At 71.8% G+C, this 25,511-nt stretch carries 21 protein-coding genes and 1 pseudogene; 11 read left to right on the forward strand and 11 right to left on the reverse strand.

Annotated features, from left to right (window positions below):
• Positions 1 to 94 precede the first annotated feature (94 nt).
• Together IE269_RS18560 and IE269_RS18565 are read left to right on the forward strand one after the other, a co-directional pair.
• On the forward strand, positions 95 to 1,402 hold the full coding sequence (locus tag IE269_RS18560) for an MFS transporter (RefSeq protein WP_189824116.1): 1,308 nt from the start codon (positions 95 to 97) through the stop codon (positions 1,400 to 1,402).
• A gap of 72 nt (positions 1,403 to 1,474) precedes the next feature.
• Complete coding sequence (locus IE269_RS18565; RefSeq protein ID WP_318299656.1) at positions 1,475 to 2,824, forward strand: carboxylesterase family protein; 1,350 nt, start codon at positions 1,475 to 1,477, stop codon at positions 2,822 to 2,824.
• A 57-nt stretch (positions 2,825 to 2,881) separates the two neighbouring features.
• On the opposite strand, the gene IE269_RS18570 is transcribed toward IE269_RS18565, so the two are convergent.
• Entirely contained in the window at positions 2,882 to 3,625 is a 744-nt protein-coding gene (locus IE269_RS18570; protein ID WP_189824118.1) for an SDR family oxidoreductase, read from the reverse strand.
• A gap of 44 nt (positions 3,626 to 3,669) precedes the next feature.
• Positions 3,670 to 4,779: an alpha/beta fold hydrolase gene (locus tag IE269_RS18575; RefSeq protein WP_189824119.1), complete on the reverse strand. Its 1,110-nt coding sequence runs from the start codon at positions 4,777 to 4,779 to the stop codon at positions 3,670 to 3,672.
• 111 nt (positions 4,780 to 4,890) lie between these two features.
• On the opposite strand from IE269_RS18575, the gene IE269_RS18580 reads away from it, so the two are divergent.
• A complete protein-coding gene (locus IE269_RS18580; RefSeq protein ID WP_189824120.1) occupies positions 4,891 to 5,613 on the forward strand; it encodes a TetR/AcrR family transcriptional regulator in 723 nt (240 codons plus the stop codon).
• 91 nt (positions 5,614 to 5,704) lie between these two features.
• Here the strand turns inward: IE269_RS18580 and IE269_RS18585 are convergent, their stop codons facing one another.
• Positions 5,705 to 6,559 carry a substrate-binding domain-containing protein gene (locus IE269_RS18585; RefSeq protein WP_189824121.1) on the reverse strand — a complete coding sequence of 285 codons (855 nt, stop codon included), beginning with the start codon at positions 6,557 to 6,559 and terminating at the stop codon, positions 5,705 to 5,707.
• A 152-nt stretch (positions 6,560 to 6,711) separates the two neighbouring features.
• Here IE269_RS18585 and IE269_RS18590 point away from each other — a divergent pair.
• Positions 6,712 to 7,476, forward strand: a pseudogene (locus IE269_RS18590) (sugar phosphate isomerase/epimerase family protein); the annotation flags it as partial.
• Here the strand turns inward: IE269_RS18590 and IE269_RS18595 are convergent.
• Positions 7,373 to 8,401: an EamA family transporter gene (locus IE269_RS18595; protein ID WP_438817586.1), complete on the reverse strand. Its 1,029-nt coding sequence runs from the start codon at positions 8,399 to 8,401 to the stop codon at positions 7,373 to 7,375. The pseudogene IE269_RS18590 and the gene IE269_RS18595 overlap by 104 nt on opposite strands.
• Before the next feature lie 118 nt (positions 8,402 to 8,519).
• Here IE269_RS18595 and IE269_RS18600 point away from each other — a divergent pair, with 118 nt between their 5' ends.
• Positions 8,520 to 9,419 (forward strand): LysR family transcriptional regulator, encoded by a 900-nt coding sequence (locus IE269_RS18600; RefSeq protein WP_189824123.1) that lies wholly within the window; start codon positions 8,520 to 8,522, stop codon positions 9,417 to 9,419.
• A 103-nt stretch (positions 9,420 to 9,522) separates the two neighbouring features.
• Here the strand turns inward: IE269_RS18600 and IE269_RS18605 are convergent, their stop codons facing one another.
• On the reverse strand, positions 9,523 to 10,041 hold the full coding sequence (locus tag IE269_RS18605; RefSeq protein WP_189824124.1) for a DUF937 domain-containing protein: 519 nt from the start codon (positions 10,039 to 10,041) through the stop codon (positions 9,523 to 9,525).
• A gap of 297 nt (positions 10,042 to 10,338) precedes the next feature.
• Here IE269_RS18605 and recD2 point away from each other — a divergent pair, with 297 nt between their 5' ends.
• The gene (gene recD2, locus IE269_RS18610; protein ID WP_229897907.1) at positions 10,339 to 12,690 is read left to right on the forward strand and encodes an SF1B family DNA helicase RecD2; all 2,352 of its coding nucleotides are present in this window, start codon (positions 10,339 to 10,341) and stop codon (positions 12,688 to 12,690) included.
• A gap of 133 nt (positions 12,691 to 12,823) precedes the next feature.
• Positions 12,824 to 14,119 carry a citrate synthase gene (locus IE269_RS18615; protein ID WP_189824125.1) on the forward strand — a complete coding sequence of 432 codons (1,296 nt, stop codon included), beginning with the start codon at positions 12,824 to 12,826 and terminating at the stop codon, positions 14,117 to 14,119.
• Positions 14,120 to 14,593: 474 nt separating this feature from the next.
• On the opposite strand, the gene IE269_RS18620 is transcribed toward IE269_RS18615, so the two are convergent.
• Positions 14,594 to 16,873 carry a heavy metal translocating P-type ATPase gene (locus tag IE269_RS18620; RefSeq protein ID WP_189824126.1) on the reverse strand — a complete coding sequence of 760 codons (2,280 nt, stop codon included), beginning with the start codon at positions 16,871 to 16,873 and terminating at the stop codon, positions 14,594 to 14,596.
• An 84-nt stretch (positions 16,874 to 16,957) separates the two neighbouring features.
• On the reverse strand, positions 16,958 to 17,284 hold the full coding sequence (locus IE269_RS18625) for a heavy-metal-associated domain-containing protein (RefSeq protein WP_189824127.1): 327 nt from the start codon (positions 17,282 to 17,284) through the stop codon (positions 16,958 to 16,960).
• A gap of 176 nt (positions 17,285 to 17,460) precedes the next feature.
• On the opposite strand from IE269_RS18625, the gene IE269_RS18630 reads away from it, so the two are divergent.
• Positions 17,461 to 18,681, forward strand: a complete 1,221-nt coding sequence (locus IE269_RS18630) for a cation:proton antiporter (protein WP_189824299.1) — start codon at positions 17,461 to 17,463, stop codon at positions 18,679 to 18,681.
• A gap of 30 nt (positions 18,682 to 18,711) precedes the next feature.
• Here IE269_RS18630 and IE269_RS18635 read toward each other — a convergent pair whose 3' ends face one another.
• From IE269_RS18635 to IE269_RS18650, 4 genes are all read right to left on the reverse strand, one after another.
• Positions 18,712 to 19,296 (reverse strand): GNAT family N-acetyltransferase, encoded by a 585-nt coding sequence (locus IE269_RS18635; RefSeq protein ID WP_189824128.1) that lies wholly within the window; start codon positions 19,294 to 19,296, stop codon positions 18,712 to 18,714.
• Positions 19,297 to 19,411: 115 nt separating this feature from the next.
• A complete protein-coding gene (locus IE269_RS18640) occupies positions 19,412 to 19,609 on the reverse strand; it encodes a helix-turn-helix transcriptional regulator (RefSeq protein WP_189824300.1) in 198 nt (65 codons plus the stop codon).
• A 304-nt stretch (positions 19,610 to 19,913) separates the two neighbouring features.
• Positions 19,914 to 20,336 (reverse strand): SH3 domain-containing protein, encoded by a 423-nt coding sequence (locus tag IE269_RS18645; RefSeq protein ID WP_189824129.1) that lies wholly within the window; start codon positions 20,334 to 20,336, stop codon positions 19,914 to 19,916.
• Positions 20,337 to 20,480: 144 nt separating this feature from the next.
• Complete coding sequence (locus tag IE269_RS18650; RefSeq protein ID WP_189824130.1) at positions 20,481 to 21,416, reverse strand: sugar phosphate isomerase/epimerase family protein; 936 nt, start codon at positions 21,414 to 21,416, stop codon at positions 20,481 to 20,483.
• A gap of 247 nt (positions 21,417 to 21,663) precedes the next feature.
• Between IE269_RS18650 and iolC the strand changes: the two genes are divergently transcribed.
• The 3 genes from iolC to iolD all read left to right on the forward strand — a co-directional run bounded on the left by iolC (position 21,664) and on the right by iolD (position 25,502).
• Positions 21,664 to 22,596, forward strand: coding sequence for a 5-dehydro-2-deoxygluconokinase (gene iolC, locus IE269_RS18655; protein ID WP_189824301.1), 933 nt, complete (start codon positions 21,664 to 21,666; stop codon positions 22,594 to 22,596).
• The gene (gene iolB / locus IE269_RS18660) at positions 22,589 to 23,392 is read left to right on the forward strand and encodes a 5-deoxy-glucuronate isomerase (protein WP_189824131.1); all 804 of its coding nucleotides are present in this window, start codon (positions 22,589 to 22,591) and stop codon (positions 23,390 to 23,392) included. Before iolC ends, iolB begins: the two co-directional genes overlap by 8 nt.
• Before the next feature lie 232 nt (positions 23,393 to 23,624).
• Entirely contained in the window at positions 23,625 to 25,502 is a 1,878-nt protein-coding gene (iolD, locus tag IE269_RS18665; protein ID WP_189824132.1) for a 3D-(3,5/4)-trihydroxycyclohexane-1,2-dione acylhydrolase (decyclizing), read from the forward strand.
• Positions 25,503 to 25,511: the final 9 nt, after the last annotated feature.

Consider the following 25,511-nt stretch of genomic DNA (forward strand, 5'->3'; position numbering starts at 1 on the left):
GCAAGGTGACGCGGCAGGCGTTCCCGCGCAGGCCGACAGCGACGCCGGCCGACCGGCCCGCGGCCGGTGCACGTTTTCAGAGAGGCATCACCACATGTCCGCCCAGACCTCTTCGACGGCTCCCGCCCCGGGCCGCCCGCCGGCCCCCGCATCCTCGGCCGGAGCCCTCTCCAAGGCACAGGGCACGACCCTGCTCTGGTCGATGTTCGCGGGGTTCACCACGCTCTACATCGCGTACTCGGGACTCCTGGGCGTCCTGCTCCCGATCCAGGTCGAGCAGATCGCCCCGGACTCCAAGGAGGCCAGCCTCGCGACGGTGACCATGGTGTCGTCGATCGTCACGCTGTTCATCCAGCCCGTCGTGGGCGCGATGAGCGACCGCACCCGGGGGCGCTTCGGCCGCCGTACGCCGTGGATGGCGCTCGGCGCGGTCGGCTCCGTGCTCGCGCTGGTCGCCCTCGGGCAGGCGGGCTCGCTGCTGTGGCTGACGCTGCTGTGGGTCGCCGCCCAGGTGCTGCTGAACGTGATCCAGGCCCCGCTGACGGCGATCATGGCGGACCGGGTCTCCCCCGAGCGCTTCGGCGTCTACTCCGCCGCCGTCGGCATCGGCAGCCAGGTCGGCGCCACCATCGGCGTGCTCGTCGCCACCAGCTTCGCCAGCCGCTTCAGCACCGGGTACGCCGTGTTCGCCGCCCTCGTGCTGGTCGTGACGCTCGCCTTCGTCCTCCTCAACAAGGACCGGCAGTCCACCGCCCCCGTCGAGCCCTTCTCGTGGGGCGCGTTCGTCAAGGGCTTCTGGATCTCGCCGCGCAAGCACCCCGACTTCGCCTGGGCGTTCCTGGCCCGTGTGGTCTTCATCCTCGGCTACTGGGGCATCTTCGCCTACCAGCGCTATGCCCTCACCGACTACGTCGGCCTCAAGGGCGACGACGTCAACCACGTCCAGACCGTGATGGCCCTGCTGACGATGGCCGGCACGCTCGTCGCGTCGATCCCGGCCGGCCGCATCTCCGACCGCACCGGCCGCCGCAAGATCTTCGTCATGGGTTCGTCGGTCGTACTGGCCGTCGCCTGCGCGGTGCCGCTGATCAGCCCCACCGCCACGGGCATGTACGTGTACGCGGTCCTCGCCGGTGTCGGCTTCGGCACGTACATGTCGCTCGACATGGCCCTCATGACGGAGGTGCTGCCCTCCGGCGGTGACGCGGGCAAGGACCTCGGCATCCTCAACATCGCCACCAACGTCCCGCAGGCGCTCGGCCCGATGGTCGGCGCGTGGATCATCGGAGCCTTCTCCGACGGCGCGGACAAGGTGCCCGGCTACCACGTCCTGTTCGGGTACGCGATCGTCGTGGTACTGCTGGGCGCGGTCGCCATCAAGCCGATCAAGAGCGTCAAGTAGCCCCGCACGACCGGCACTTCACCTCCCGCACCACCCTCTCTGGAGACGTACATGTCCGACCAGGCTCCCCTCGTGACCACCATCCTCGGTCCCGTCCGCGGCGAGCGCCTCACCACCGGCGACCGCTTCCTGAACATCCCGTACGCCCAGCCGCCGGTCGGCGACCTGCGCTTCGCCGCTCCCGTGCCGCCCGAGCCGTGGACGGAGCCGCTGGACGCCACCGCGTACGGGCCGACCGCCCAGCGGCGCCCCTTCGCCGACGTGACGACCATCCCGGAGCCGACCATTGAGGGCGAGGGCATCCTCAACCTCAACGTCTTCACCCCGCGCGCGGAATCCGTGAGCGACGGCGGACTCCCCGTCCTCGTGTGGATCCACGGCGGGGGTTACGTCGCCGGATCGGCCGCCAGTCCCTGGTACGACGGCACCACCTTCAACCGGGACGGCGTCCTGCTCGTCTCGCTCGGCTACCGGCTCGGCATCGAGGGCTTCCTCCACCTGGACGACGCCCCCGACAACCGGGGCGTACGCGACTGGATCGCCGCGCTGGAGTGGGTGCGCGACAACATCGCCGCGTTCGGCGGCGACCCGGCGAAGGTCACGATCGCCGGGCAGTCGGCGGGCGGCGGCGCTGTCCAGACGCTCCTCGCCACGCCCGCGGCGCAGCACCTGTTCCGGGCGGCGATATCGGTGTCGGGCGCGGTCATGGAACCCCAGGGGAAGACGGCCGGCCACGCCATAGCCGACCTCTTCACCGCGCGCACCGGCGTCCCGGCGACGGCCGCCGCACTGCGGGACGTGGCGCACGACCGGCTGTACGACTTCCAGGACGCGCTGAACGCACCGGGCGAGGACCGCGCGAGCCACCCGGACGTCCCCGAGGGGATGCTGCTGCTCGCCCCCTTCGCGGACGGCGAGCTGATCCCCCTCCCTGTGACCGGGGCGCTCACGGAAGGCTCGGCGGGCACGGACGGCAAGCCGCTGATGCTCGGCTTCACCCGCGACGAGTTCCACGCCATGGGCGAGATCGGCCCGATGCTCACCGACGTCATCTTCCGCAGGCCCAACCTGACCATCGCGGAGGGCCGGGCGGCACGTGAACTGCCCACCTGGTTCTACGAGTTCCGGTGGGAGTCGGCTGCCGAAGGACCGTTCGCCGGGCAGTCCTTCCACTGCCTCGACCTGCCCTTCTCCTTCGACATACTGGACGGGGAGAACGTCACCGACGTCGCGGGCCCGAACCCGCCTCAGCCCCTCGCCGACGCGATGCACGCCGCCTGGCTGGGCTTCGTACGCGACCTGGACCCGGGCGCCGACTGGCCGCGCTACACGCGTGAGCAGCGCGCGACCCGCGTGTGGGACACGGAGCCGACGACGGTCGACGACGCGCTGAAGACGGAGCGGGAGAGCTGGCTGGGCTGAGCAGCGACTGCGCGAGGGCGGGCCGGAGCTTCCGGCCCGCCCTCGTCGCGTAGATCCTTACCGCCCGCCCGCGATGCGCAGGACGGTTCCGGTCGTGTACGAGGCGTCCTTCGACAGCAGCCAGGCGATGCCCGCGGCGATCTCGGCGGCCTCGCCCGCCCGGCGCAGCGGGATCGCCGGGGCCATCCGGGCCGGGCGGTCCGGGTCGCCCATGGTGGCGTGCATGTCGGTGTCGACGAGGCCGGGGGCGATGCCGTTGACGCGGATGCCGTCGGGGCCGAGCTCCTTGGAGAGGCCGAGCGTGATGGTGTCGACGGCGGCCTTGGAGGCGGCGTAGTGGACGTACTCGCCGGGACTGCCGAGGGTGGCGGCCCCGGAGGAGACGTTCACGATCGCGCCCCGTGTGCCGTGGGACTTCATGTCGCGGATCGCGCGGCGGCAGCAGAGCAGGGTGCCGAGGACGTTGACGTCCAGGACGCTGCGGAGGTCGTCGGTGGAGGCGTCGGCCAGCGGGCTGAGCTTTCCGGTGACGCCGGCGTTGTTCACCAGGCCGGTGAGAGGGCCGAGTCCGTCGGCGACGGTGTCGAAGAGGCGGTCGACGTCGGCCTCCCGGGAGGTGTCGGCCTGGACGACGAGGGCGCGGGCCCCGGCGGCGCGGACCTTCTCGGCGGTCGCCTCGGCGGCGGACGCGTCCTTGACGTAGGTGAGGGCGAGGTCGTGTCCGTCGGCGGCGAGGCGGAGGCAAGTGGCGGCTCCGATGCCTCGGCTGCCACCGGTGACGAGGGTGATGGGACGGGACATGGGGGGCCTCCAGGGGTTGGTGCGTCGCGCCCCTGCATGATCCTTCAGACCGTGGCCGGAGCCGGGCGCGGGGTCGCCCCGTCGGCCGTCACCACCGGGAGGACCTTGGTCAGGAGCAGGTCCAGGAAGCGGTCCGGGTGGTGGAAGGAGGCGAAGTGGCTCGCCTGCCGGAGGTGCACGAACTCCTTGTGCGGGGCCTGGACCTCGTCGAAGTAGGCCTTGGCCGCCTCGGGCGGGGTGATGACGTCGCGGTCGCCCTGGAAGACGAAGAAGGGCAGCTCGAAGCGGGTGCCGTCGGCGCGGTCGTCGAAGTCGCCGGTGTCCTCGGTGATCCGCTCGGAGAGGGTCTGGCCCTTGAGGAAGCAGGACAGGTCGCGGAGGGTGTGCAGCGGGGAGAGCCAGAGCGACTTCAGTACGACCGACTTGAACACCCTGAGGGTGAACGGGTCGCTGCCCACGGTGAGTTTGGCGAAGTCGGCGCGCTGGCGGGCCGTCCAGTGCCGGGCGTCCGGCCCCATGGCCTCGACGGTGGCGAGTTGCTTGTGCTTGCCCGCGTCGCGCAGCCGGGTCAGGAGCGCCGCGTGGGCCGTGTTCTCGCCGTGGGCGGTGTGGATGTTCTGGTCGGTGCCGACGTACGCGGAGTAGAGGTGCGGGTGGCTGCGGGCGAGCCGGAGCCCGAAGGCGGTGCCGTAGGAGTTGGCGAGGAGGATCACCCGGTCGACGCCGAGGCGCTCGCGCACGTGGTGGGTCATCTCCAGTGCGTCCGCAAGAAGTTGAGGGAACGTCAGCTCGCCCTGTGCGTCGGCCCCTGAGTGCCCGAGGGTGCGGCCGGTGCCGCGCATGTCCCACCGGACGACGGTGAAGTGCCGCTCCCAGGAGCGGGTGCGGTTCGCGTAAGGGGAGTTGGAGGCGCCGGGGCCGCCGTGCAGTTCGAGGACGACGGGGTTGGCGCCCACGTTCTCGCCGCGTACGGAGACCCAGTGGTCCAGGCCGTTGATCCGGACGTACCCCTGCTCGTCGATGCCGCCCGGGGTGGTGATCCGGAGCCGGCGTGCGGCGCGGACCCGGTGGACGGCCCGGTGGGCGAGGAGGGCGGCGACCCCGGCGGGCGGGGCGGCGAGGAGTGCGGTGGCGGCGGTGGCGAGGACGTTCACGACGGCTCCCTAGAACTGCTTAGGTCTTAAACGGTTTCGATGCGTTTAAGGTATACACAGTTCTGGGGGCGGTCAATGCCCCCTGCGCACGAAGACGAGGGAGCGGACGGCATGGCGACGGCGAAGAAGCGCGACCCCGAGGCCGCCCTGGCGCTCCTGTGGGGCGAGCAGGGGCAGCCCACCCGGGGCCCGAAGCCCTCCCTGAGCGCGGCGGGAATCGCCGCCCGCGCGGTGGAGATCGCCGACGCGGAGGGCCTGGAGGCTGCCTCGATGCAGCGGATGGGCAAGGAGTTCGGCGTCACGACGATGGCGCTGTACCGGTACGTGCCGGGGCGCGCGGAGCTGGTCGAGCTGATGGTGGACACGGCGATGGGCACTCCGCAGCCGGTGGCCGGCATCGCGGGCGGCTGGCGTCCGCAGCTCGCGCACTGGGCGCGGCAGTGCTGGGACATGTACCGCCGCCACCCGTGGATCCTGACCGCGACCGCGATGCGCCGCCAGCTGATGGGACCCAACCAACTCGCCTGGTTGGACGCCGCGTTGGGGGCGCTGGCGGGCACGGGGTTGCGCCCGGCCGAGCAGCACGACGCGTTCCTGCTGGTCGTCGGGCACGTACGGAACCTGACCCAGCAGCTCACCGAGGAGGACGCGGAGGCGGGCGCGGAGTGGGCGCGGCTGACCGGGGCCGTGCTGGAGCGGCACGGCGACCGCTATCCGTCGCTGACGGCCGCGGTCGCCGCGGGGGCCTTCGCGCCGGGCGGGGGTGATCCGCTGGACTTCGGCCTGGAGCGGATCCTGGACGGCGTGCAGGCGCTGGTGGAGGAACGGCGGTAGCGGCTCTCGGTCCGCAGCAGAGGTTCGTGGTCCGCGCGAGAGGGGGGGCTCAGTCCGCGCGGAGGGGGGCTCAGTCCGCGCGGAGGGGGGCTCAGTCCGTGCGAAGGACCTCCGCGATGCCGTCGAAGAAGGCGGTGTGGGCGGTGGCGCTCGCCGGGAGCTCCGGATTCCAGGGCAGGACCTGGATGTCCGTGCCCAGGCGCGCCGGGTCGAGGGGCGCGGCGTTCGCCCGTACGTCGGCGAGCACCAGCTGGGGGGCGAGGGCGGCGGCCCGCTCCCAGCCCACGGTCGCCCAGTTCGCGCCGCCCTCCGGGGGCGGGTCCAGGAGGGGGACGCCCAGGGCGGTGAGGGCGCGCAGGTCGGGCCAGGCGTGCGGGCGGGCCAGGTGGACCTCGGTGTCGTCGGCCGGGGAGAGCGCGAGCAGGGCCGGGGTGGTGGGGCTGATCAGGGACTTCAGCTTGGCCTGGGCGTCGGCCAGGGCGTGCGCGGCCTCCGGGGGTTCCGTGCTGCCGAGGGAGGCGGCGAGGGCGTGGAAGCAGTCGCGCACCTCGGAGAGGGAGCGGCCCTGGCCGATGTCCAGCACGACGGTGGGGATGTGCTGTTCGAGGTGCTTGGCGGTGTCCGGCTCCATGCCGTAGACGGCGCTGCCGCCGTAGCTGACGGCGACCAGCAGGTCGGTCCCGGCGGCCAGCACCGCATCCGGGTCCAGGGCCTGCCCCGCCCCGAAGTAGGCGACCTCGTCCAGCGGTAGGCGGCCCGACTTGGCCGGGTCGGGGTCGGGGCCGTCGTGGTAGGAGCCGAAGATTCCGATGGGACGCAGACCGTGGTCTTCCAGCGTGGCGCCCGCCTGGATGTAGGCGGCGATCCGGGTGGGCCGGTTTGGCGCGGTCGCCAACTGCCCGCGGGAGTCGGTGAATTGCCAGGGCGTGGGTGCGGTAGGGGTCATGGCCGTTCCCTGCCCCGTACGGGGCGGGCCTACGCGGCGGCCGGGCGGGGCGGGTGATTCCGGTCTGCGGACAGGGGTACCCGCCGGGGAGGTCGCGGCCGATGATGTGCAGGTCGTGGCCCACGCACACGTAACGAAGGAGTTGTCGCACGGTGAAGCTCGCCTTTTCCACGCTCGGGGTGCCCGGAATGCCCATGTCGGAGGTCGTCGCGCTGGCGCAGTCGTGCGGGTTCCAGGGGGTGGAGCTGCGCGCGCACCCGGAGGAGCCGGTGCACCCGGGGATCGGGGCGAAGGAGCGGGCCGAGGTCGTGGAGACCTTCGCCGCCGGAGGGATCGAGATACTGACGGTCGCCGGGTACGCGAAGGTCGCGGCGGCCGGCGAGGACGGGCCCGTGCTGGAGGAGATCCGCACGCTGCTGGAGCTGGCACGGGACCTGGGGGCTTCGTACGTACGGGTCTTCCCCGGGGCGGGCGAGGACGCCGAGGGCGGCGACGAGCGGGCGGCGCGGCGGCTCGGGGCGGCGGCCGAGACGGCGGACGAGTACGGCGTACGCATCCTGCTGGAGACGCACGACTCGCACCGCAGGGGCGTGGACGCGGCCCGGGTGGTGGCGGCCGTCGGCCACAAGAACGTGGGCGTGCTGTGGGACGTCATGCACACCTGGCTGGGCGGCGAGGAACCCGTCACCTCGCACGGCGTGCTCGCCCCGCACCTCGGCTACGTACAGGTGAAGGACATCGCCTCCGCCGACGACACCACCCCGCTCGCGCTGGGGAGCGGGGTGCTGCCGCTGACGGAGTGCCTGGCGCAGGTCAGCGGGGCGGGTGATGTGTGGGTGTGCTGGGAGTACGAGAAGCGGTGGTACCCGCAGGCTGCGGAGCTGCCGGGGCTGCTGGTGGCGGGACGGGAGTTCCTGGCGCTGCGGGCATCGGCCGCGTAGCCGCTGAGGGCGTCGGCGGCTCAGGCACAGTCGGTACGGTCTTCCGGCGCGTCGTACGGAACTGGGCGAGCGCCACCCCGCCGACCAGGAGCGCCCCGGCCACCCACCGCAGCACGCTGACCTGTTCGTCGAGCAGAAGGGCCGCCGACGTCATCCCGAAGACGGGGACGAGCAGGGTGAAGGGGGCCACCGAGGAGGCGGGGTGGCGGGCCAGCAGGAAGCCCCAGGCGCCGAAGCCGAAGACGGTCACGATCCAGGCGACGTACAGGATGATGCCGACGCCCGCCCAGTCCAGCGCGGCGAGCGCCGCCGCGTCGCGGTCCCAGCCCTCGAAGAGCAGGGAGAGGGCGAGCAGCGGCAGGACGGGCACGGCGGAGACCCAGACCATGAAGTTGAGGGGGTCGGGGGCGGCGGCCCGGCGGGTGAGGACGTTGGAGATGCCCCAGCAGACGGCCGCCGCGACGACGAGGGCGAAGGCGAGGACGGGGCCGCCGGCCCCTTCGTCGTAGGCGGCGACGCCGATTCCGGCGAGGGAGACGCCCATGCCGAGGATCTTCGTACGGGTGAGGCCCTCGCCGAGCGCGGCCAGCGCGATCAGAGCCGTGAAGACGGCCTGCACCTGGAGGACCAGCGAGGACAGCCCGGCGGGCATCCCCTGGTCCATCCCGACGAACAGCAGCCCGAACTTGCCGACCCCCAGGGCCAGTCCGACCCCGATGATCCACTTCCACGCCACCTTCGGGCGTCCGACGAAGAAGACGGCGGGCAGGGCGGCGGCCAGGAAGCGGAGGGCGGAGAAGAGGAGCGGCGGGAAGTGCGAGAGGCCGACCTCGATGACGACGAAGTTGACCCCCCAGACGGCGGCGACGACGACGGCGAGGGCGATGTGGGCGGGGCGCAGGGAGGGCATCGGGGTGTGCGGGGGCATGACACAGAGCGTCGCCCGGTGGGACCCTTAAGCACCAGCGCGGATTTCTTCATGGTGGGATGAAGCAACGCTGTCGAATGGGGGTGGCCCGGTGCTCGACCTGTCCAGGCTGCGTGCGCTGCACGCGGTGTCGGTGTACGGCTCGGTGGCGGGCGCGGCGACCGCTCTCGGCTACACGCCCTCCGCCGTCTCCCAGCAGATCGCCAAGCTGGAACGGGAGACGCGTACGAAGCTGGTGGAGCGGCGTGGCCGGGGCATCGCCCTGACCGGCGAAGCCCTCCAACTGGCCGCCACCGCACAGGAGTTGCTGGCCATCGTCGAACGCGCCGAGACCGCCCTCGAAGAACGCCGCGGCCTGCCGACCGGACGGCTGACGGTGGGGGCGTTCGCCTCGGCGGCCCGGGGCCTGCTGCCGGGCGTCCTCGCGGAACTCGCCGCCCTCCACCCGACCCTGGACGTCCGCCTCACCGAAGTCGACCCGCACCTGTCGGTCGACCTGGTCGCCAAGGGCGTACTGGACCTGGCGGTCGCCCACGACTGGGACATCGCCCCGCTGCCCGCACCCGAGAACGTCGAACAACTGCTCATCGGCGAGGACCTCTGCGACCTGCTGGTGCCGTCGTCCCACCCGCTCGCGGGCCGTACGGACGTACGCCCCCAGGAACTGGCGGCGGAACGCTGGATCTGCCAGCCGCCGGGAACCGTCTGCCACGACTGGCTGATGCGGATGCTGCGCGCCGCGGGCTGCGAGCCGGACGTGGCCCACCGGGCGGAGGAACACCAGACGCAGGTGGCGCTGGTGGGCGCGGGCCTGGGCGTCGCCGTCATCCCCCGCCTGGGCCGGGGCGGACTCCCGTCGGGCGTGACGGCGGTGGGCCTGTCACCGGTGCCGGTGCGCCGGATCTACGCCGTGTGGAGGGCGGGCGCAGGGGGTCGGCCGGGGGTGCGGGCGGCGGTGGGGGTGCTGCGGGGACGCTGCGAGGGGGCGTAGGGGCCCTTCTCCGCGGGCGCGGCGACAGTGGCTCGCAAAAGTGGGACACAAACCACCGGAAGTGTCCCACTTTTCACGCACCACCACCGTGCCGCGCCGGGTGCTACTTCTTGCCGCCCCCCAGCACCTGCCCCAGCAGATCCCCGAGCCCGCCGCCACCCGCACCGGGCGCAGCCCCGGCCGCCCCCGGATTCCGCTTCTCCGTGGCCCGCTTCGTCACCACCGCCAGCACCACCGGCAGCGCGATCTCGATCGCCCGCGTCACCGACGCCTCCGGCAGCCCGGTCTTCTTGGCGACCGCACTGGCCACCGGTTTGGCCATCTTGCCGAGCATCCCGGCCATCATCCCGCCGCCGAGCAGCCCGCCCAGCCCGCCACCGAGCGCGGCGACGCCCTGGAGAGGCGGATCGGCAGCCTCCGTGAGGGCCGCCCGCACCTCCTCGGCCTCCTCCGGAGTGGCGTTCTCGGCCTTCTCCGCGAGCCCGCCCGCGAAGGCGTCCGCGGTGGACGCGACGACGCTCTGGGCGCCCGCCGCGTCCGTACCGAGCAGTCCGGCGATCTCGGCGAGCCTGTCGTCGCCCAGCTCGTTGAGCACGTCCTTCTGAAACGAGTCGTCGTTCATACCGGAAACGCTACGTCTGCACCCAAATGTCGGCACCTTCTGACCGCCCGAAGAAAATCTTTCCGCGCGGTACAACCCTCCGCCCCCCTCGCCGGTCATACGTGGCATCAGGGCTTCCGGGGGGAATCTGGGGGGATTCGGGGGAGGCCTGACACGGAGGGGGACACCGAGGGGCCCGGTCGACGGACCGGGCCCCTCGACTCGTACCGGGGCGACCGACGACCGCCGCCACCACTGAACCGCACGGTTGTCCACAGCCCCGCCCCCGCTGTCCGACCCCGGCGGTAGCGTCGTCCCATGTCCAGCACAGTCAGCGGCGCGGCAGGCGCACAGGGTGGTCCGGTCAACAAGGCTGTCGTCGAAGGCGTCCTGGAGCGGATCACGTACGCCAATGAGGAGACCGGGTACACGGTCGGCCGGGTGGACACCGGGCGCGGGTCCGGCATGGGCGACCTGCTGACCGTCGTCGGGGCGCTGCTCGGCGCGCAGCCGGGGGAGTCCCTGCGGATGGAGGGGCGTTGGGGGTCCCATCCGCAGTACGGCAAGCAGTTCACGGTGGACAACTACACGACTGTGCTGCCCGCCACCATCCAGGGCATCCGGCGCTACCTCGGGTCCGGGCTCATCAAGGGCATCGGCCCGGTCATGGCCGACCGCATCACCACCCACTTCGGCGTCGACACCCTCGACATCATCGAGCAGCAGCCCAAGAGGCTGGTCGAGGTCCCCGGGCTCGGGCCCAAGCGGACGAAGATGATCGCCGTCGCCTGGGAGGAGCAGAAGGCCATCAAGGAGGTCATGGTCTTCCTCCAGAGCGTCGGCGTCTCCACGTCCGTCGCCGTCCGCATCTACAAGAAGTACGGGGACGCCTCGATCTCCGTCGTGAAGAACCAGCCCTACCGGCTCGCCGCCGACGTCTGGGGCATCGGCTTCCTCACCGCCGACCGCATCGCCCAGGCCGTCGGCATCCCGCACGACAGCCCCGACCGGGTGAAGGCGGGATTGCAGTACGCCCTGTCGCAGTCCACCGACCAGGGGCACTGCTTCCTGCCCGAGGAGCAGCTGATCAGCGCCTCGGTGAAGCTGCTCCAGGTCGACACCGGGCTGGTCATCGACTGCCTGGGGGAGCTGGCGGAGGACCCGGAGGGTGTCGTACGGGAGAAGGTTCCGGGGCCGGAGGGGCCGGGCGGGGAGCCGGTCACCGCCGTCTACCTGGTGCCCTTCCACCGGGCCGAACTCTCCCTCGCCGGGCAGGTGATGCGCCTGCTGCGCACGGACGAGGACCGGATGCCCGGGTTCCGGGATGTGGACTGGGGGAAGGCGCTCGGGTGGCTCGCGCAACGGACCAAGGCTTCCCTCGCCCCCGAGCAGGAGGCCGCCGTCAAGCTCGCGTTGACGCAGAAGGTCGCCGTGCTGACGGGCGGCCCCGGCTGCGGCAAGTCGTTCACCGTACGGTCCGTCGTGGAGCTCGCGCGGGCGAAGAAGGCGAAGGTGGTGCTGGCCGCCCCCACCGGCCGGGCGGCCAAGCGGCTGTCGGAGCTGACGGGGGCCGAGGCGTCGACCGTGCACCGGCTGCTGGAGCTCAAGCCCGGCGGGGACGCGGCGTACGACCGCGAACGGCCCCTGGACGCCGACCTGGTGGTCGTCGACGAGGCGTCCATGCTCGATCTGCTGCTCGCCAACAAGCTCGTCAAGGCGGTGGCACCCGGTGCCCACCTGCTCCTGGTGGGGGACGTCGACCAGCTGCCGTCCGTCGGGGCGGGGGAAGTGCTGCGGGACCTGCTCGCCAAGGACGGGCCCGTACCGCACGTGCGGCTCACCCAGATCTTCCGGCAGGCCCAGCAGTCCGGCGTCGTCACCAACGCCCACCGGATCAACTCCGGCGAGCACCCCCTCACCCAGGGACTCAAGGACTTCTTCCTCTTCGTCGAGGACGACACCGAGGAGGCGGCCCGGCTCACGGTCGACGTCGCCGCGCACCGCATCCCCCGCAAGTTCGGGCTCGACCCGCGCACGGACGTGCAGGTCCTCACCCCCATGCACCGCAGCGCGGCCGGCGCAGGCAACCTCAACGGCCTGCTCCAGCAGGCCATCACCCCCGCCCGCCCCAACCTCCCCGAGAAGCGGTTCGGCGGGCGGACCTTCCGCGTCGGTGACAAAGTAACCCAGATCAGGAACAACTACGACAAGGGGGAGAACGGCGTCTTCAACGGGACCGTCGGCGTCGTCACCGCGCTGGACCCGGTCGAGCAGACGCTGACCGTCCGTACGGACGAGGACGAGGAGGTCCCGTACGACTTCGACGAACTGGACGAATTGGCACACGCGTACGCGGTCACCATCCACCGCTCCCAGGGGAGTGAATATCCGGCCGTGGTGATTCCGGTCACCTCCGGGGCCTGGATGATGCTCCAGCGGAATCTGCTCTACACCGCCGTGACCCGGGCCAAGAAGCTGGTCGTGCTGGTGGGCTCGCGCAAGGCCATCGGGCAGGCCGTGCGCACGGTTTCGGCCGGTCGCAGGTGCACCGCACTCGCCCATCGGCTCGCGGGCGGAACGTACGTACCGACTCCCCGGCAACCCCCCGAGGGCCATCGGTGGGAAACATCACCCGGGGGTTCCGGAACCGGGGCGAAGGGGGCAGTATGAGCAGGTTGGCGGCACTCAGTGCCGCGAACTGGCCTGTTGGCCGACCCCGAGTGCACTCTGCTGAGCCAAGTGGGGGATGGTAGAGACAGTCAGGGCACCTCGAAGAAGAGGCACTACGTCGGTGAGGGATGACGTGAGCGAGAGCGACAACTCTGTAGTACTGCGGTACGGCGATGGCGAGTACACCTACCCGGTGATCGACAGCACCGTCGGCGACAAGGGCTTCGACATCGGGAAGCTCCGGGCCCAGACCGGTCTGGTCACCCTGGACAGCGGATACGGCAACACTGCCGCCTACAAATCCGCGATCACCTACCTCGACGGTGAGCAGGGCATCCTGCGCTACCGCGGGTACCCGATCGAGCAGCTGGCGGAGCAGAGCAGCTTCCTGGAGACCGCCTACCTGCTGATCAACGGCGAACTTCCGAAGGACGACGAGCTGTCGACCTTCAAGAACGAGATCACCCAGCACACGCTGCTGCACGAAGACGTCAAGCGGTTCTTCGACGGCTTCCCGCGCGACGCGCACCCGATGGCCATGCTGTCCTCGGTCGTCTCGGCGCTGTCCACGTTCTACCAGGACAGCCACAACCCGTTCGACGAGCAGCAGCGCCACCTCTCGACGATCCGTCTGCTGGCCAAGCTGCCGACGATCGCCGCGTACGCGTACAAGAAGTCGATCGGCCACCCGTTCGTCTACCCGCGCAACGACCTCGGCTACGTCGAGAACTTCCTGCGGATGACCTTCTCGGTCCCCGCCCAGGAGTACGACCTGGACCCGGTCGTCGTCTCCGCGCTGGAGAAGCTGCTCATCCTGCACGCGGACCACGAGCAGAACTGCTCGACCTCCACCGTGCGCCTGGTCGGCTCCTCGCAGGCGAACATGTTCGCCTCGATCTCCGCCGGCATCTCCGCCCTCTGGGGCCCCCTGCACGGCGGCGCCAACGCGTCCGTGCTGGAGATGCTGGAGGCCATCCAGGCCGACGGCGGCGACGTCGACGCCTTCATCCGCAAGGTGAAGAACAAGGAGGACGGCGTCCGCCTGATGGGCTTCGGCCACCGGGTGTACAAGTCCTTCGACCCGCGCGCCAAGATCATCAAGGCGGCGGCGCACGACGTCCTCTCGGCCCTCGGCAAGTCCGACGAGCTGCTGGACATCGCGCTGAAGCTGGAGGAGCACGCGCTCTCCGACGAGTACTTCGTCTCGCGCAACCTCTACCCGAACGTCGACTTCTACACGGGTCTGATCTACCGGGCGATGGGCTTCCCCACCGACATGTTCACCGTGCTCTTCGCGATCGGCCGCCTTCCGGGCTGGATCGCGCAGTGGCACGAGATGATCAAGGAGCCGGGTTCCCGTATCGGCCGCCCGCGCCAGATCTACACCGGCGAGGTCCTGCGCGACTTCGTCCCGGTCGAGGGCCGCTGACCCTCCGCCCCATTGGGCCGGAACAGCGAAAAGCGCCCCGCCGCCGATCCCCCCACGGGTCGACGATGCGGGGCGCTTTCCTGTTTCCCGGATCGGATTCCCCCCACGGGATCCCCACCGGGCGTCTGACGGCTTGCGCCGCCAGAAGTCTCAGGGTCGTGCGTCCTGCTCGGTCCTGCGTCCTGCTTCGTACGGTCCTGCCTCGTACGGTCCTGTTCCGTACGTCCTGCCGCTGCGGTCCGCCAGGACACGTAGCGAACGGGAGGGCCGCTCAAAGCTCCCCGGTGTACGTGTCCCGGCCAACGCTTGCCGGGGACGTCCCCCAAGACATCCCGCGTCGAACGTCCCCCAAGACGTTCTTGGCATCGCTTCTTAGACTCGCGACCCCGGCCAATGGTTACCCCCCCAACACAGTGATCTACGTCACTCCACAGTGCACTCTCGTTGCGACGCGTTCGTGTGTGTTGGTGTACGTCATGTGAAGGTACGTAGCCGAAGGCTGTTTGTCACTACAAAGACGGAAGAGAATGCCATCGCAAATCCGGCGATCATCGGGTTGAGCAGCCCCGCAGCCGCCAACGGGAGCGCCGCGACGTTGTAGCCGAAGGCCCAGAACAGGTTCCCCTTGATGGTCGCCAGGGTCTTCCGGGACAGCCGGATCGCGTCCGCCGCGACCCGCAGATCTCCTCGTACGAGCGTCAGGTCGCCGGCCTCGATCGCCGCGTCCGTGCCGGTGCCCATGGCCAGGCCCAGATCGGCGGTGGCGAGCGCCGCCGCGTCGTTCACGCCGTCGCCCACCATCGCGACCGTGCGGCCCTCGCCCTGGAGGCGGGCGACCACGGCGGCCTTCTCCTCGGGCAGGACCTCCGCGTACACCTGTGCCGCGTCGATGCCCACCTCGGCGGCGACCGCGTCGGCCACCCGCCGGTTGTCCCCGGTCAGCAGCACCGGCACGAGGCCGAGCGCGCGCAGGTCCCGTACCGCCTCGGCGCTGCTCGCCTTCACGGTGTCCGCGACGGTGAGCACCCCGCGCGCCTCTCCGTCCCAGGCGACCGCGACGGCGGTACGTCCCCGGGCCTCGGCGGCGGCCTTCGCGTCGGCCAGCTCCGGCGGCAGCTCGATCGCGGCGTCGGAGAGCAGCTTTTCCCGGCCCACGAGGACGGCGTGCCCCTCGACCTCGCCCCGCACGCCCAGCCCGGGGACGTTCACGAAGCCGGTGACGGCCGGGAGGCCGGGGTCAGCAGGGAGTCCGGGGCCCGCGGGAAGGTCCGCTCGCGCGCCCTCGGCCACCGCCCGCGCGATCGGGTGCTCGGAGGCGTGCTCCAGCGCCCCCGCGAGCCGCAGCAGCTCCCTGCGGTCCACACCGGCGGCCGGGAGCACGTCCGTCAGCTCCATCCGCCCGGTCGTCACCGTGCCGGTCTTGTCCAGCACGACGGTGTCCACCCGGCGGGTCGACTCCAGCACCTCGGGCCCCTTGATCAGGATGCCGAGCTGCGCGCCCCGCCCCGTGCCCACCATCAGCGCGGTCGGCGTCGCCAGCCCCAGCGCGCACGGGCACGCGATGATCAGCACCGCGACGGCGGCGGTGAACGCGGCCGTCACGTCGTCCGTCGCCAGCAGCCACCCCACCAGCGTCCCCAGCGCGATCAGCAGCACGACCGGCACGAAGACCGCCGAGATGCGGTCCGCGAGCCGCTGCACCTGCGCCTTGCCGTTCTGCGCGTCCTCCACGGCCTTCGCCATCCGGGCGAGCTGTGTGTCCGCGCCGACGGAGGCCGCCTCGACGACGATCCGCCCGCCCGCGTTCACGGTGGCCCCGGTGACCCTGTCGCCCGGTCCCACGTCCACCGGCACCGACTCGCCGGTCAGCATCGAGGCGTCCACCGCCGAGTCGCCCTCGACCACGGTGCCGTCGGTGGCGACCTTCTCCCCGGGACGTACGACGAACCGGTCGCGGACGGACAGCAGCCGGACCGGAATCCGTACCTCCTGATTGCCCCGCAGTACGGCCACGTCCGTGGCCCCCAGCTCCATCAGCGCCCGCAGCGCCGCCCCCGCCTTCCGCTTGGAGCGGGCCTCCAGCCAGCGGCCGAGCAGGATGAACACGGTGACCCCGGCGGCCACTTCCAGGTAGATCGTCGACGCCCCGTCAAAGCGGCCCACCGTCAGGTCGAAGCCGTGCCGCATCCCCGGCATCCCCGCGTCCCCGAAGAACAGTGCCCACAGCGACCAGGCGAAGGCCGCCAGGGTGCCGGTCGAGACGAGGGTGTCCATGGTGGCCGCGCCGTGCCGCAGGTTCGTCCAGGCGGCCCGGTGGAAGGGCAGCGCACCCCAGACCACGACGGGCGCGGCCAGCGTCAGGGACAGCCACTGCCAGTTGTCGAACTGGAGGGCCGGGACCATCGACAGCAGCACGACGGGGGCCGCCAGCAGCGCACAGACGATCAGGCGCTGCCGCAGGGCGGAGAGTTCACGGTCCGGTTCCTCCGCCGGGGCGTCCTCGGGTTCGCGTGCGGCGGGCTCCTCGGCCGTGTAGCCCGTCTTCACGACCGTGGCGATGAGGTCGGGAACGGCGACCGAGGATCCGTCGTACGCGATCCGCGCTTTCTCCGTCGCGTAGTTGACGGTGGCGGCCACCCCCTCCATCCGGTTGAGCTTCTTCTCGATGCGGGCCGCGCAGGAGGCGCAGGTCATGCCGCCGATGGCCAGCTCGACATGGGTGTCCAGGGGGACGGGCGGGGTGGCGCTGTTCATCGGGGCTCCAGACGACGGACGGGGCCGTACCCGTCCAGTATGGGCAACTGGCGGGTACGGCCCCGAAGCGTGCGGGGGAGCGGGTCAGAGGGTGCCGACCAGCTCGTACCCGGCCTCGTCGACGGCGGCGCGGACGGCCTCCTCGTCCAGCGGGGCGGCCGAGACGACGGTGACCTGACCGGTCGAGGCGACGGCCTTGACCGAGCTGACGCCGTCGATCTCGGAGATCTCGCCGGAGACCGCGCCCTCGCAGTGGCCGCAGGTCATGCCCTTGACCTCGTACACCGTGGTCACGGAGCCGACGGCCACGTCCGCCGCGCCGGTGGAACCGCAGGAACCGGACGGCGAGCAGCAGGAGCCGGAGGCCGGGGCGGTCTCGGCGGGGGCGGGGGTCTGGGTCTCAGCGGTCATGTCGGGGCTCCTCATCGAAGGACTGCGGTGCTGGTACGCAGGGAGGCCGCGGGGCTGCCGTGACTCCCTGACACTGCACACACTATACCCCTAGGGGGTATCAAATCCAGCGTCACCCGACCCGCCGGGGCCGTGCTCGTGTCGCGACGGGGATGCATGTGGGGTAAATGACCCTTATGTCAGCTTCGGGGACGCTCATTCTCATCATGGCCATCGCGGTGCTCGCACCCGTGCTGGCGTACGGAATCGGACGGTGGCTGCCCGTTCCGCTCGTCATTTTCGAGATTCTGCTCGGCATCCTGATCGGACCCGACGTCCTCGGCTGGGCGCAGCGCGACCCGGTGATCGACACCCTGTCGCAGCTCGGCCTCGCGATGCTGATCTTCCTCGCGGGGTACGAGATCCAGTTCGGCCAGGTGCCCCGCGACACCCTGAAGCGCTCGGCGGCCGCCTGGCTGATCGCGCTGGCCCTGGGCCTCGGGCTCGGCACCCTGATCGCCCAGCTCGGCGACTCCGGCGGCTTCTCCAAGGGCCTGTTCATCGGCACCGCCCTGACCAGCACCGCGCTCGGCACCGTGCTGCCCGTGCTGCGGGACTCGGGCGACCTCGGCGGGCGGTTCGGCACGGTGATGATGGCGTTCGGGTCGGTCGGCGAGTTCGGGCCGATCATCGCGATGGCGCTGCTGCTCAGCGGGCGCAGCGCCTGGCAGTCCACGGCCCTGCTCGCCGCTTTCGCCGTGCTTACCGCGGCGGCGGTCTACTGGGCGATGCGGCCCAAGCCGCCGTGGTTCTCCTCGCTCATCGCCAAGACCCTGCACAGCAGCGGCCAGTTCGCGGTGCGCTTCGTGGTGCTGGTGCTCGCGGTGATGCTGGGACTGTCGCAGGTGCTGGGGCTGGATGTGCTGCTGGGGGCGTTCGCGGCGGGTCTGGTCACCCGGCTGGTGCTCAACGGGGCCGCGCCCGGCGAGAGCGAGGAGATCCTCGCCAAGGTGGAGGCGATGGGGTTCGGCTTCCTGGTGCCGGTGTTCTTCGTCGTCACCGGCGTCGAGTTCGACCTGCGCTCGCTGCTGGACGGCGGCCGGGCGCTGCTCCTGCTGCCGGTCTTCCTCGCCCTGTTCGTCGTCGTACGGGGCCTGCCGGCCCGCTTCCTCGCCCCGCCCGACCTCGGGGGCCGGGACCGCACCGCGCTGATGCTGTTCAGCTCGACCGCGCTGCCGCTGATCGTGGCGATCACCGCGATCGGGGTCGACGACAAGGTGCTGGCCGAGAGCGAGGCGGCGGCGCTGGTCGGGGCGGGGATGGTGTCCGTACTTGCCTTCCCGCTGCTGGCGCTGAAGGTGCGGGTGGGGGCGGGGGAGACGCCGAAGCTGGGGCGGGTGGAGTCGGAGTCGTGGTGAGGCCTCAGGGGGTTGTCTCAGAGGGTTGTCTCAGACGGCCGGGTGGCCCCGGTGGACGGCCCACTCCCGGGCCAGGACCGACATGTACGTCGAGTCCACCCAGCCGTCCTCCTCGGTCCACAGCGCCTCGCGCTCGGTGCCCTCGGCGACGAAGCCGACCTTCTCGTACGCCCGGCGGGCGCGCGGGTTGAAGGCGTAGACGCCCAGCGAGACGCGGTTCAGGCCCAGCGTCTCGAAGGCGTGCGTCACGATCAGACGGCAGGCCTCGGTGCCCAGGCCCCGGCCCCGGCCCTCGGGCCCGAAGAGGGTGCGGAAGTTGCAACTCCGGTTGTCCGGGTCCCACTCGTTGAGGACCACCTCGCCCACGCACCTCCCGGTCGCCCGGTCGACGACGGCCAGGTCGAGCCGGTCGGTCTGCTCGGCGCGGGTCAGGTACCAGGTGCGGGTGGCGCCGTCCTCGTCCGGCTCGTAGCGCGGGGAGCCCGTCAGCCGGAGCACCTCCGGGTCCCGGAGCGCCGCCAGCATCGCCGGGAGGTCCTCCTCGGCGAAGGGCCGCAGCAGGACGCGCTCGCCCGTCAGGGTGGGCTTGACGGAGAAGTCGGCGGTCGTCGTCATGCGGTGATCCTCCGTGTCGTACGGATGCGGCTGCAAGCCGATTACGGGTACGGCGCGGGCCCCGCACCGGTGGCCGGGTGCGGCCGGATGCGGGGCCCTGCGGGAGGAGGAACGATCAGTCCCGGCGTCCTCTGTTGCCGGGGCGGCGGGCCACCCAGCTGCGGATCGTGTCCGCGTACCAGTACGGCTTCCCGCCCTCGACGTGGTCGGGCGGCGGCAGCAGACCGTGCTTGCGGTACGAGCGCACGGTGTCCGTCTGGACCTGGATGTGCGCGGCGATCTCCTTGTACGACCAGAGCTTGTGGTCCGTCATCATCGGTGCACCTCCCTGCGACGTCCGCAGCCACGGCCGGGGGGCCGTCGGGGGAGCTGCGGCTGTCGCTGGCGATCACTCAGCCTCTGCCCCGTGAACGACACTGCGTGACGAAGAGGGAGGGGCTGTGGTGCGCCTGTGACGGAAGGCCCGCGTAATGGCGACAAGCGTGACGTGCGGGACATCTCTGTGACGCAAGTGGTGCGGGGTCCGGGCGGGACACACCGGGCGGGCCGGACCGATGTGCTCGGTCCGGCCCGCCGGGGGGTGTAGTGGGGCCCTGCTGGTGGGTGGTCCTCGCGGATCAGCAGTCGGGGACGCCCGCGATCTTCTGGTTGCCGCCGCGCAGGTAGACGTTGCTGACCCACGCGAAGTCGCTGCCGCTGGGCAGGGTGACCTTGCTCCACCAGCGGTTCACGGACCCGTCGGCGGCCTTGACCGGGGTTGTGTTCCGGTTGGTCTGGCAGTAGGCGAGGAGCCAGATGCGGGACTTGGTGGCGAGGGGGTACGCGCTGGTGCGCGGGGCGGACCGGAGGTTGACGTTGCTGGCGTACAGGTAGACCCGCTTGGCGTTCGCGGCCTGGGCCTCCGCCCGGGCCTGGTCGGTGTCCTCCTGCGCGGCGGCCGCCGGGCGGGGCGGCTCGTCGGCCTGGACTGCGGGAGCGGTCAGCAGGGCGGCGGCGCAGAGGGCGGCTGCGACTGCGGTGGCGGGGCGCGTGGGCGTCATGGCGAGGGTTCCCCCTGGTGGGACCGGGTGCGGTGGGCGTGCCCGAACGGGCCGTCGACCTTCGGACCCGGGCACGGGGAGCCTGCCCGGGTCCCGTACCGCCGCTCCGGCACACCCGTCTTCTTCACCCGTACGGCCCCGCTCCTACGCCCCGCACCCCCGCAGGAAGGCCCGCGTCCGCCGGGCGATCGGCAGCGGGGTGTCCGGGGCGCACGGATACATGTCCTGCTCGACGATCGCGAACAGGTCACTGTCGCGCGCGTCCGCGAGACGCTGTGCTGCCACCAGCACCGGTGCGAGTTCGGGCACCCCGTGCGGCGGTTCGCACATCACACCGAGCCCGACGGCAGGCCCGAACGGCAGCTGCTCCTCGCGCACCCGTGCCAGCACCGCCGGGTCCACCTGCTTCAGGTGCAGATAGCCGATCCGCTCCCCGTACGTCTCGATCAGCTTCACGCTGTCGCCGCCGCAGTAGGCGTAGTGCCCGGTGTCCAGGCACAGCGACACCAGGCCGGCGTCGGTGCCGTCCAGGAGGTGTACGACGGCCTCCTCGTCGTCGACATGGGTGTCCGCGTGCGGATGCACCACCACCTGCAGCCCGAACTCCTCACGCACCTGCCGCGACAGCCGCTCCGTCTGCGCGGTGAGCGTGCGCCACTGCGCGGGGGTCAGGACCCGGTCCTCCAGCACCTCGCCGGTCTTGTCGTCCCGCCAGAACGCCGGAATCATCACCAGGTGGTCCGCGCCCACGCCCTGTGCCAGGCGGGCCACCGTCGACACGTGCGACCAGGTCGACTCCCAGTGCTGTGCGCCGTCGTGGTGCAGTGCGGTGAACACCGTCCCGGCGGAGGCCCTCAGCCCGCGCGACTCCAACTCCGGGAGCAGGGTTTCGGGTTCCGGCGGGAGATAGCCGTACGGGCCCAGCTCGATCCACTCGTAGCCCGCGCCGGACACCTCGTCGAGGAAGCGCCGCCAGGGCACCTGCCGGTCGTCGGAGGGGAACCAGACGCCCCAGGAGTCCGGGGCGGAACCGATCCGCAGGCGCGTGTGACGTGCGTCGGGAGCCTTGTCGGGAGCCATGGGGGAAGGGTCCGGGCAGGTCGCGAGGGGTGTCAAGGGGGCGTCGGGGGAGGGGGATTGGGGGTGGCAGGGCGGCTGGAGGTTCGTATGTCCTGACAAAGCATTGACAGTGTTCCGAGGCCGCGGATAGACCTGAAAGCGCTGCCGTCCGCCGCTGTCATCGCTTCCACTGCCGTCGCTTTTGCCGCCGTCGCTTTCGCTGCCGTCGTTACGGAGGAGGGGCCCGCTCGTGTACGACCTGATCGTGATGGGCCGCCTCGGGGTGGACCTGTATCCGCTGAGCGCGGGCGTTCCGCTGGACCGGGTCGAGACCTTCGGCCGGTTCCTCGGCGGCTCCGCGGCGAACGTGGCGGTCGCGGCGGCCCGGCTCGGGCGGCGGCCGGCGCTCGTGTCCCGGACGGGAGCGGACCCCTTCGGGGCTTATCTGCGGCGGGAGTTGGAGGTTTTCGGGGTCGACGCCCGCTGGGTGACGGAAGTGGCCGCGTACCCGACGCCCGTCACCTTCTGCGAGGTCTTCCCGCCGGACGACTTCCCGCTGTACTTCTACCGGCAGCCCAGCGCCCCCGACCTGGAGATCCGCCCCGGCGAGAGCGACCTCGACGCCGTGCGGGCGGCACGCCTGTTCTGGGCCACCGGCACCGGGCTCAGCGCACAGCCCAGCAGGGACGCCACCCTGGAGGCCCTCGCCGCCCGCTCCCGCGCCCCGCACACGGTGCTCGACCTCGACTGGCGGCCGATGTTCTGGACGGGCCAGGACCCGCGCCCGCACTACCGCCGGGCCCTGCGGCACGCGACGGTCGCCGTCGGCAACCTGGAGGAGTGCGAGATCGCCACCGGAAAACGAGCACCTCTTGAGGCGGCAGGGGAACTCCTGGACGCAGGTGTGGAGTTGGCAGTGGTGAAACAGGGTCCCGAAGGGGTGCTCGCCGTGCACCGGGACGGGACACAGGTGCGCGTGCCGCCGCTGGAGGTGAAAGTGCTCAACGGTCTCGGTGCCGGGGACGCCTTCGGCGGCGCACTGTGCGAGGGGCTCCTCGCCGGACGCCCCCTTCAGGAGACGGTGCGCCGGGCGAACGCGGCGGGGGCGCTGGTGGCCACCCGGCTGGAGTGCTCCTCCGCGATGCCGTACGCGCACGAAATCGACGCACTGCTGGCGACAGGAGGCACCGGGCGTGGCTGAGCACCTTCACGTGGTCGCGGGGAGCGAGGCCCGCGGGCCGTACGCGCTCGACGTCGGCCCCGAGCGGGCGGGCTGGGAGTACGCGTCGCTGCGCGTGCTGGAACTGCGGCCGGGCGGCTCCCACCACCTCGCCACCGGCGACACCGAGTGGATCCTGCTGCCGCTGGCCGGGGCGTGCAGCGTCCTGGTCGACGGGCAGGTCATCGAACTGCGGGGCAGGAGCGGGGTGTTCGCGTCGGTCACCGACTTCGCGTACCTCCCCCGGGACGCCCACGCCCAGATCGCCTCCGGCGCGGGGGGCCGCTTCGCCCTGGCAGGAGCGAAGTGCGAGCGACGACTCCCCGCCCGCCACGGTCCCGCGCCGGAGGTGCCCGTCGAGGAGCGGGGGAGCGGGCGCACCGCACGCACGGTGCGCAACTTCGCCTCCGCCGAGGCCTTCGACTGCGACCGCCTGATCGCCGTCGAGGTGATCACCCCGCCGGGGAACTGGTCCTCCTACCCGCCGCACAAGCACGACGAGGCGGTTGCGGGCCGGGAATCGGTGCTGGAGGAGATCTACCACTTCGAGCTCACCGGCACCGGTCCCGGCTACCAGCGCGTCTCCCCGTCCCGCCCCGGCGGCGCGGACCTCCTCGCCGAGATCCGCTCCGGCGACACGGTCCTCGTCCCCGACGGCTGGCACGGCCCGTCCATCGCTCCGCCGGACACCCCCCTCTACTACCTGAACGTCATGGCGGGCCCCGCCCGCTCCTGGCAGATCACCTTCCAGGAGGGCCACGGAGAGACCTACCGGTGACCTCCCTTCACGGGTAGCCCCCTTGTGCGGCGCTCCCTTTCCCCAGCCCCCTTGGGCGGCGGGGCCGCCCCCCGGGGGCGGGACGGGCGGGCAAGGGGGCGGCCCACCCGATACCGGGCCACCCCGGTTCCGCCCCCTGCCCGCACTCCCGGCACCGGCCAAGCCCCGGCCGAGCCCCCCCCCGCAGGGGGCCCGCCCACCCCCGTACCCCCCTCCGGAGGAGGAGACCCCGATGCCCCCCGCCCCGCGGACGCGCCGCCTCACCACCGCCCAAGCCCTCCTCACCTTCCTCACCCACCAGTTCACCCCCACCCGCACCCGCCTCATCTCCGCCACCTGGGGCATCTTCGGCCACGGCAACGTCGCCGGCATCGGCCAGGCCCTCACCGAGCTCGGCCCCGACCGCATGCCCTTCCTCCAGGGCCGCAACGAGCAGGCCATGGTGCACGCCGCCACCGCCTACGCCCGCCAGAGTCACCGCCTCTCCGCCCACGCCGTCACCACCTCCATCGGCCCCGGCGCCACCAACCTCGTCACCGGCGCGGCGCTCGCCACCGTCAACCGGCTCCCCGTCCTCCTCCTCCCGGGCGACACCTTCGCCGCCCGCCCCGCCGACCCCGTCCTCCAGCAGCTCGAAGTCCCGTACGCCGGTGACGTATCCGTCAACGACTGCCTGCGGCCGGTGTCGAGGTACTTCGACCGCATCACCCGCGCCGAGGCCCTGATCCCCGCCGCCCTCGCCGCGATGCGCGTCCTCACCGACCCCGCCGAGACCGGCGCCGTCACGCTCTGCCTGCCGCAGGACGTCCAGGCGGAGGCGTACGACTGGCCGGAGGACTTCTTCCGCGACCGGGTGTGGCAGATCCGGGCCCAGGAGCCCGACGCCGAGGCCCTGGACGAGGCCGTGCGGTGGCTGCGAGCCGCCCGCCGCCCCCTGATCGTCGCCGGTGGCGGCGTCCGTCACGGGCGCGCCCAGGACGCCCTCGGGCGCTTCGCCCGGCGCACCGGCATCCCCGTCGCCTCCACCCAGGCGGGCAAGGGCTCCCTCCCGTACGACCACCCCTGCGACGTCGGCGGCATCGGCCACACCGGCACCGCCACCGCCAACCGCCTCGCCCGCACCGCCGACCTGGTGCTCGGCGTCGGCACCCGCTGGACCGACTTCACCACCGCCTCCCGCACCCTCTTCGCCCACCCCGGCGTCCGCTTCGTCAACCTCAACGTCACCGACGCCGACGCCCACAAACTGGGCGCCCTCGCGGTGGTCGGCGACGCCCGAAAAGGGCTTCAGGCACTGGCGGACGAATTCAACGGCCGTACGGACGAGACGTACCGGACGGAGTACCGGGCGGCGAAGGCCGAGTGGGAGGAGCACGTGAGCGCCGTGTACGCCGCCCGCGACGACAAGGCCGCACCCACCCAGGCCCAAGTCCTCGGCGTACTCGACACTTTGGTCAGTGACCAGGACATCCTGATCAACGCGGCGGGCTCGCTCCCCGGCGACCTCCACAAGCTGTGGCGGACCCGCTCACGCGACCAGTACCACGTCGAATACGGCTACTCCTGCATGGGCTACGAGATCCCCGCCGCCCTCGGCGTCCTGCTCGCCGCACCCGGGCGGCCCGTCTGGGCGCTGGTCGGCGACGGAACGTACCTCATGAATCCGACGGAAATCGTCACCGCCGTACAGGAACGGCTCCCCCTGAAGGTGGTGATTCTCGACAATCACGGGTACGCCTCCATCGGCGGCCTCTCGACGAGCGTCGGCGCCGAGCGCTTCGGCACCGACTACCGCTTCCGGGCCGCCGACGGAACGTACACGGGAGAGCCCCTGCCACTGGACCTCGCCGCCAACGCGGCCTCGCTCGGAATGCACACCCTGCGTGCACACACCATCGCTGACCTGCGAGAAGCCCTCAAAGAGGCGCGGGCGAGCACCGTTCCCACATGTGTCTACGTGACGACCGAAACGGGCGACACAGTGTCGGGCCCCTCCGACGGCGACGCGTGGTGGGATGTTCCCGTGGCCGAGACCGCGACCCGCCCGTCGGCGACCTCGGCCCGCGCACAGTACGACCGGCACGTCGCAGCCCGACGCCACCACCTCTGAAGGAGTGCA

Origin of the sequence: Streptomyces spiroverticillatus (assembly GCA_014650415.1) — a bacterium.
Lineage (GTDB): Bacteria > Actinomycetota > Actinomycetes > Streptomycetales > Streptomycetaceae > Streptomyces > Streptomyces spiroverticillatus.

Bases quoted from the DNA above. Each gene is read 5' to 3' on its own strand.
- IE269_RS18560 (WP_189824116.1), top strand. From the start codon at position 95: ATGTCCGCCCAGACCTCTTCGACGGCTCCCGCCCCGGGCCGCCCGCCG.
- IE269_RS18570 (WP_189824118.1), bottom strand. From the start codon at position 3,625: ATGTCCCGTCCCATCACCCTCGTCACCGGTGGCAGCCGAGGCATCGGA.
- IE269_RS18580 (WP_189824120.1), top strand. From the start codon at position 4,891: ATGGCGACGGCGAAGAAGCGCGACCCCGAGGCCGCCCTGGCGCTCCTG.
- IE269_RS18585 (WP_189824121.1), bottom strand. From the start codon at position 6,559: ATGACCCCTACCGCACCCACGCCCTGGCAATTCACCGACTCCCGCGGG.
- IE269_RS18605 (WP_189824124.1), bottom strand. From the start codon at position 10,041: ATGAACGACGACTCGTTTCAGAAGGACGTGCTCAACGAGCTGGGCGAC.
- recD2 (WP_229897907.1), top strand. From the start codon at position 10,339: ATGTCCAGCACAGTCAGCGGCGCGGCAGGCGCACAGGGTGGTCCGGTC.
- IE269_RS18620 (WP_189824126.1), bottom strand. From the start codon at position 16,873: ATGAACAGCGCCACCCCGCCCGTCCCCCTGGACACCCATGTCGAGCTG.
- IE269_RS18625 (WP_189824127.1), bottom strand. From the start codon at position 17,284: ATGACCGCTGAGACCCAGACCCCCGCCCCCGCCGAGACCGCCCCGGCC.
- IE269_RS18630 (WP_189824299.1), top strand. From the start codon at position 17,461: ATGTCAGCTTCGGGGACGCTCATTCTCATCATGGCCATCGCGGTGCTC.
- IE269_RS18635 (WP_189824128.1), bottom strand. From the start codon at position 19,296: ATGACGACGACCGCCGACTTCTCCGTCAAGCCCACCCTGACGGGCGAG.
- IE269_RS18640 (WP_189824300.1), bottom strand. From the start codon at position 19,609: ATGACGGACCACAAGCTCTGGTCGTACAAGGAGATCGCCGCGCACATC.
- IE269_RS18645 (WP_189824129.1), bottom strand. From the start codon at position 20,336: ATGACGCCCACGCGCCCCGCCACCGCAGTCGCAGCCGCCCTCTGCGCC.
- IE269_RS18650 (WP_189824130.1), bottom strand. From the start codon at position 21,416: ATGGCTCCCGACAAGGCTCCCGACGCACGTCACACGCGCCTGCGGATC.
- iolC (WP_189824301.1), top strand. From the start codon at position 21,664: ATGGGCCGCCTCGGGGTGGACCTGTATCCGCTGAGCGCGGGCGTTCCG.
- iolD (WP_189824132.1), top strand. From the start codon at position 23,625: ATGCCCCCCGCCCCGCGGACGCGCCGCCTCACCACCGCCCAAGCCCTC.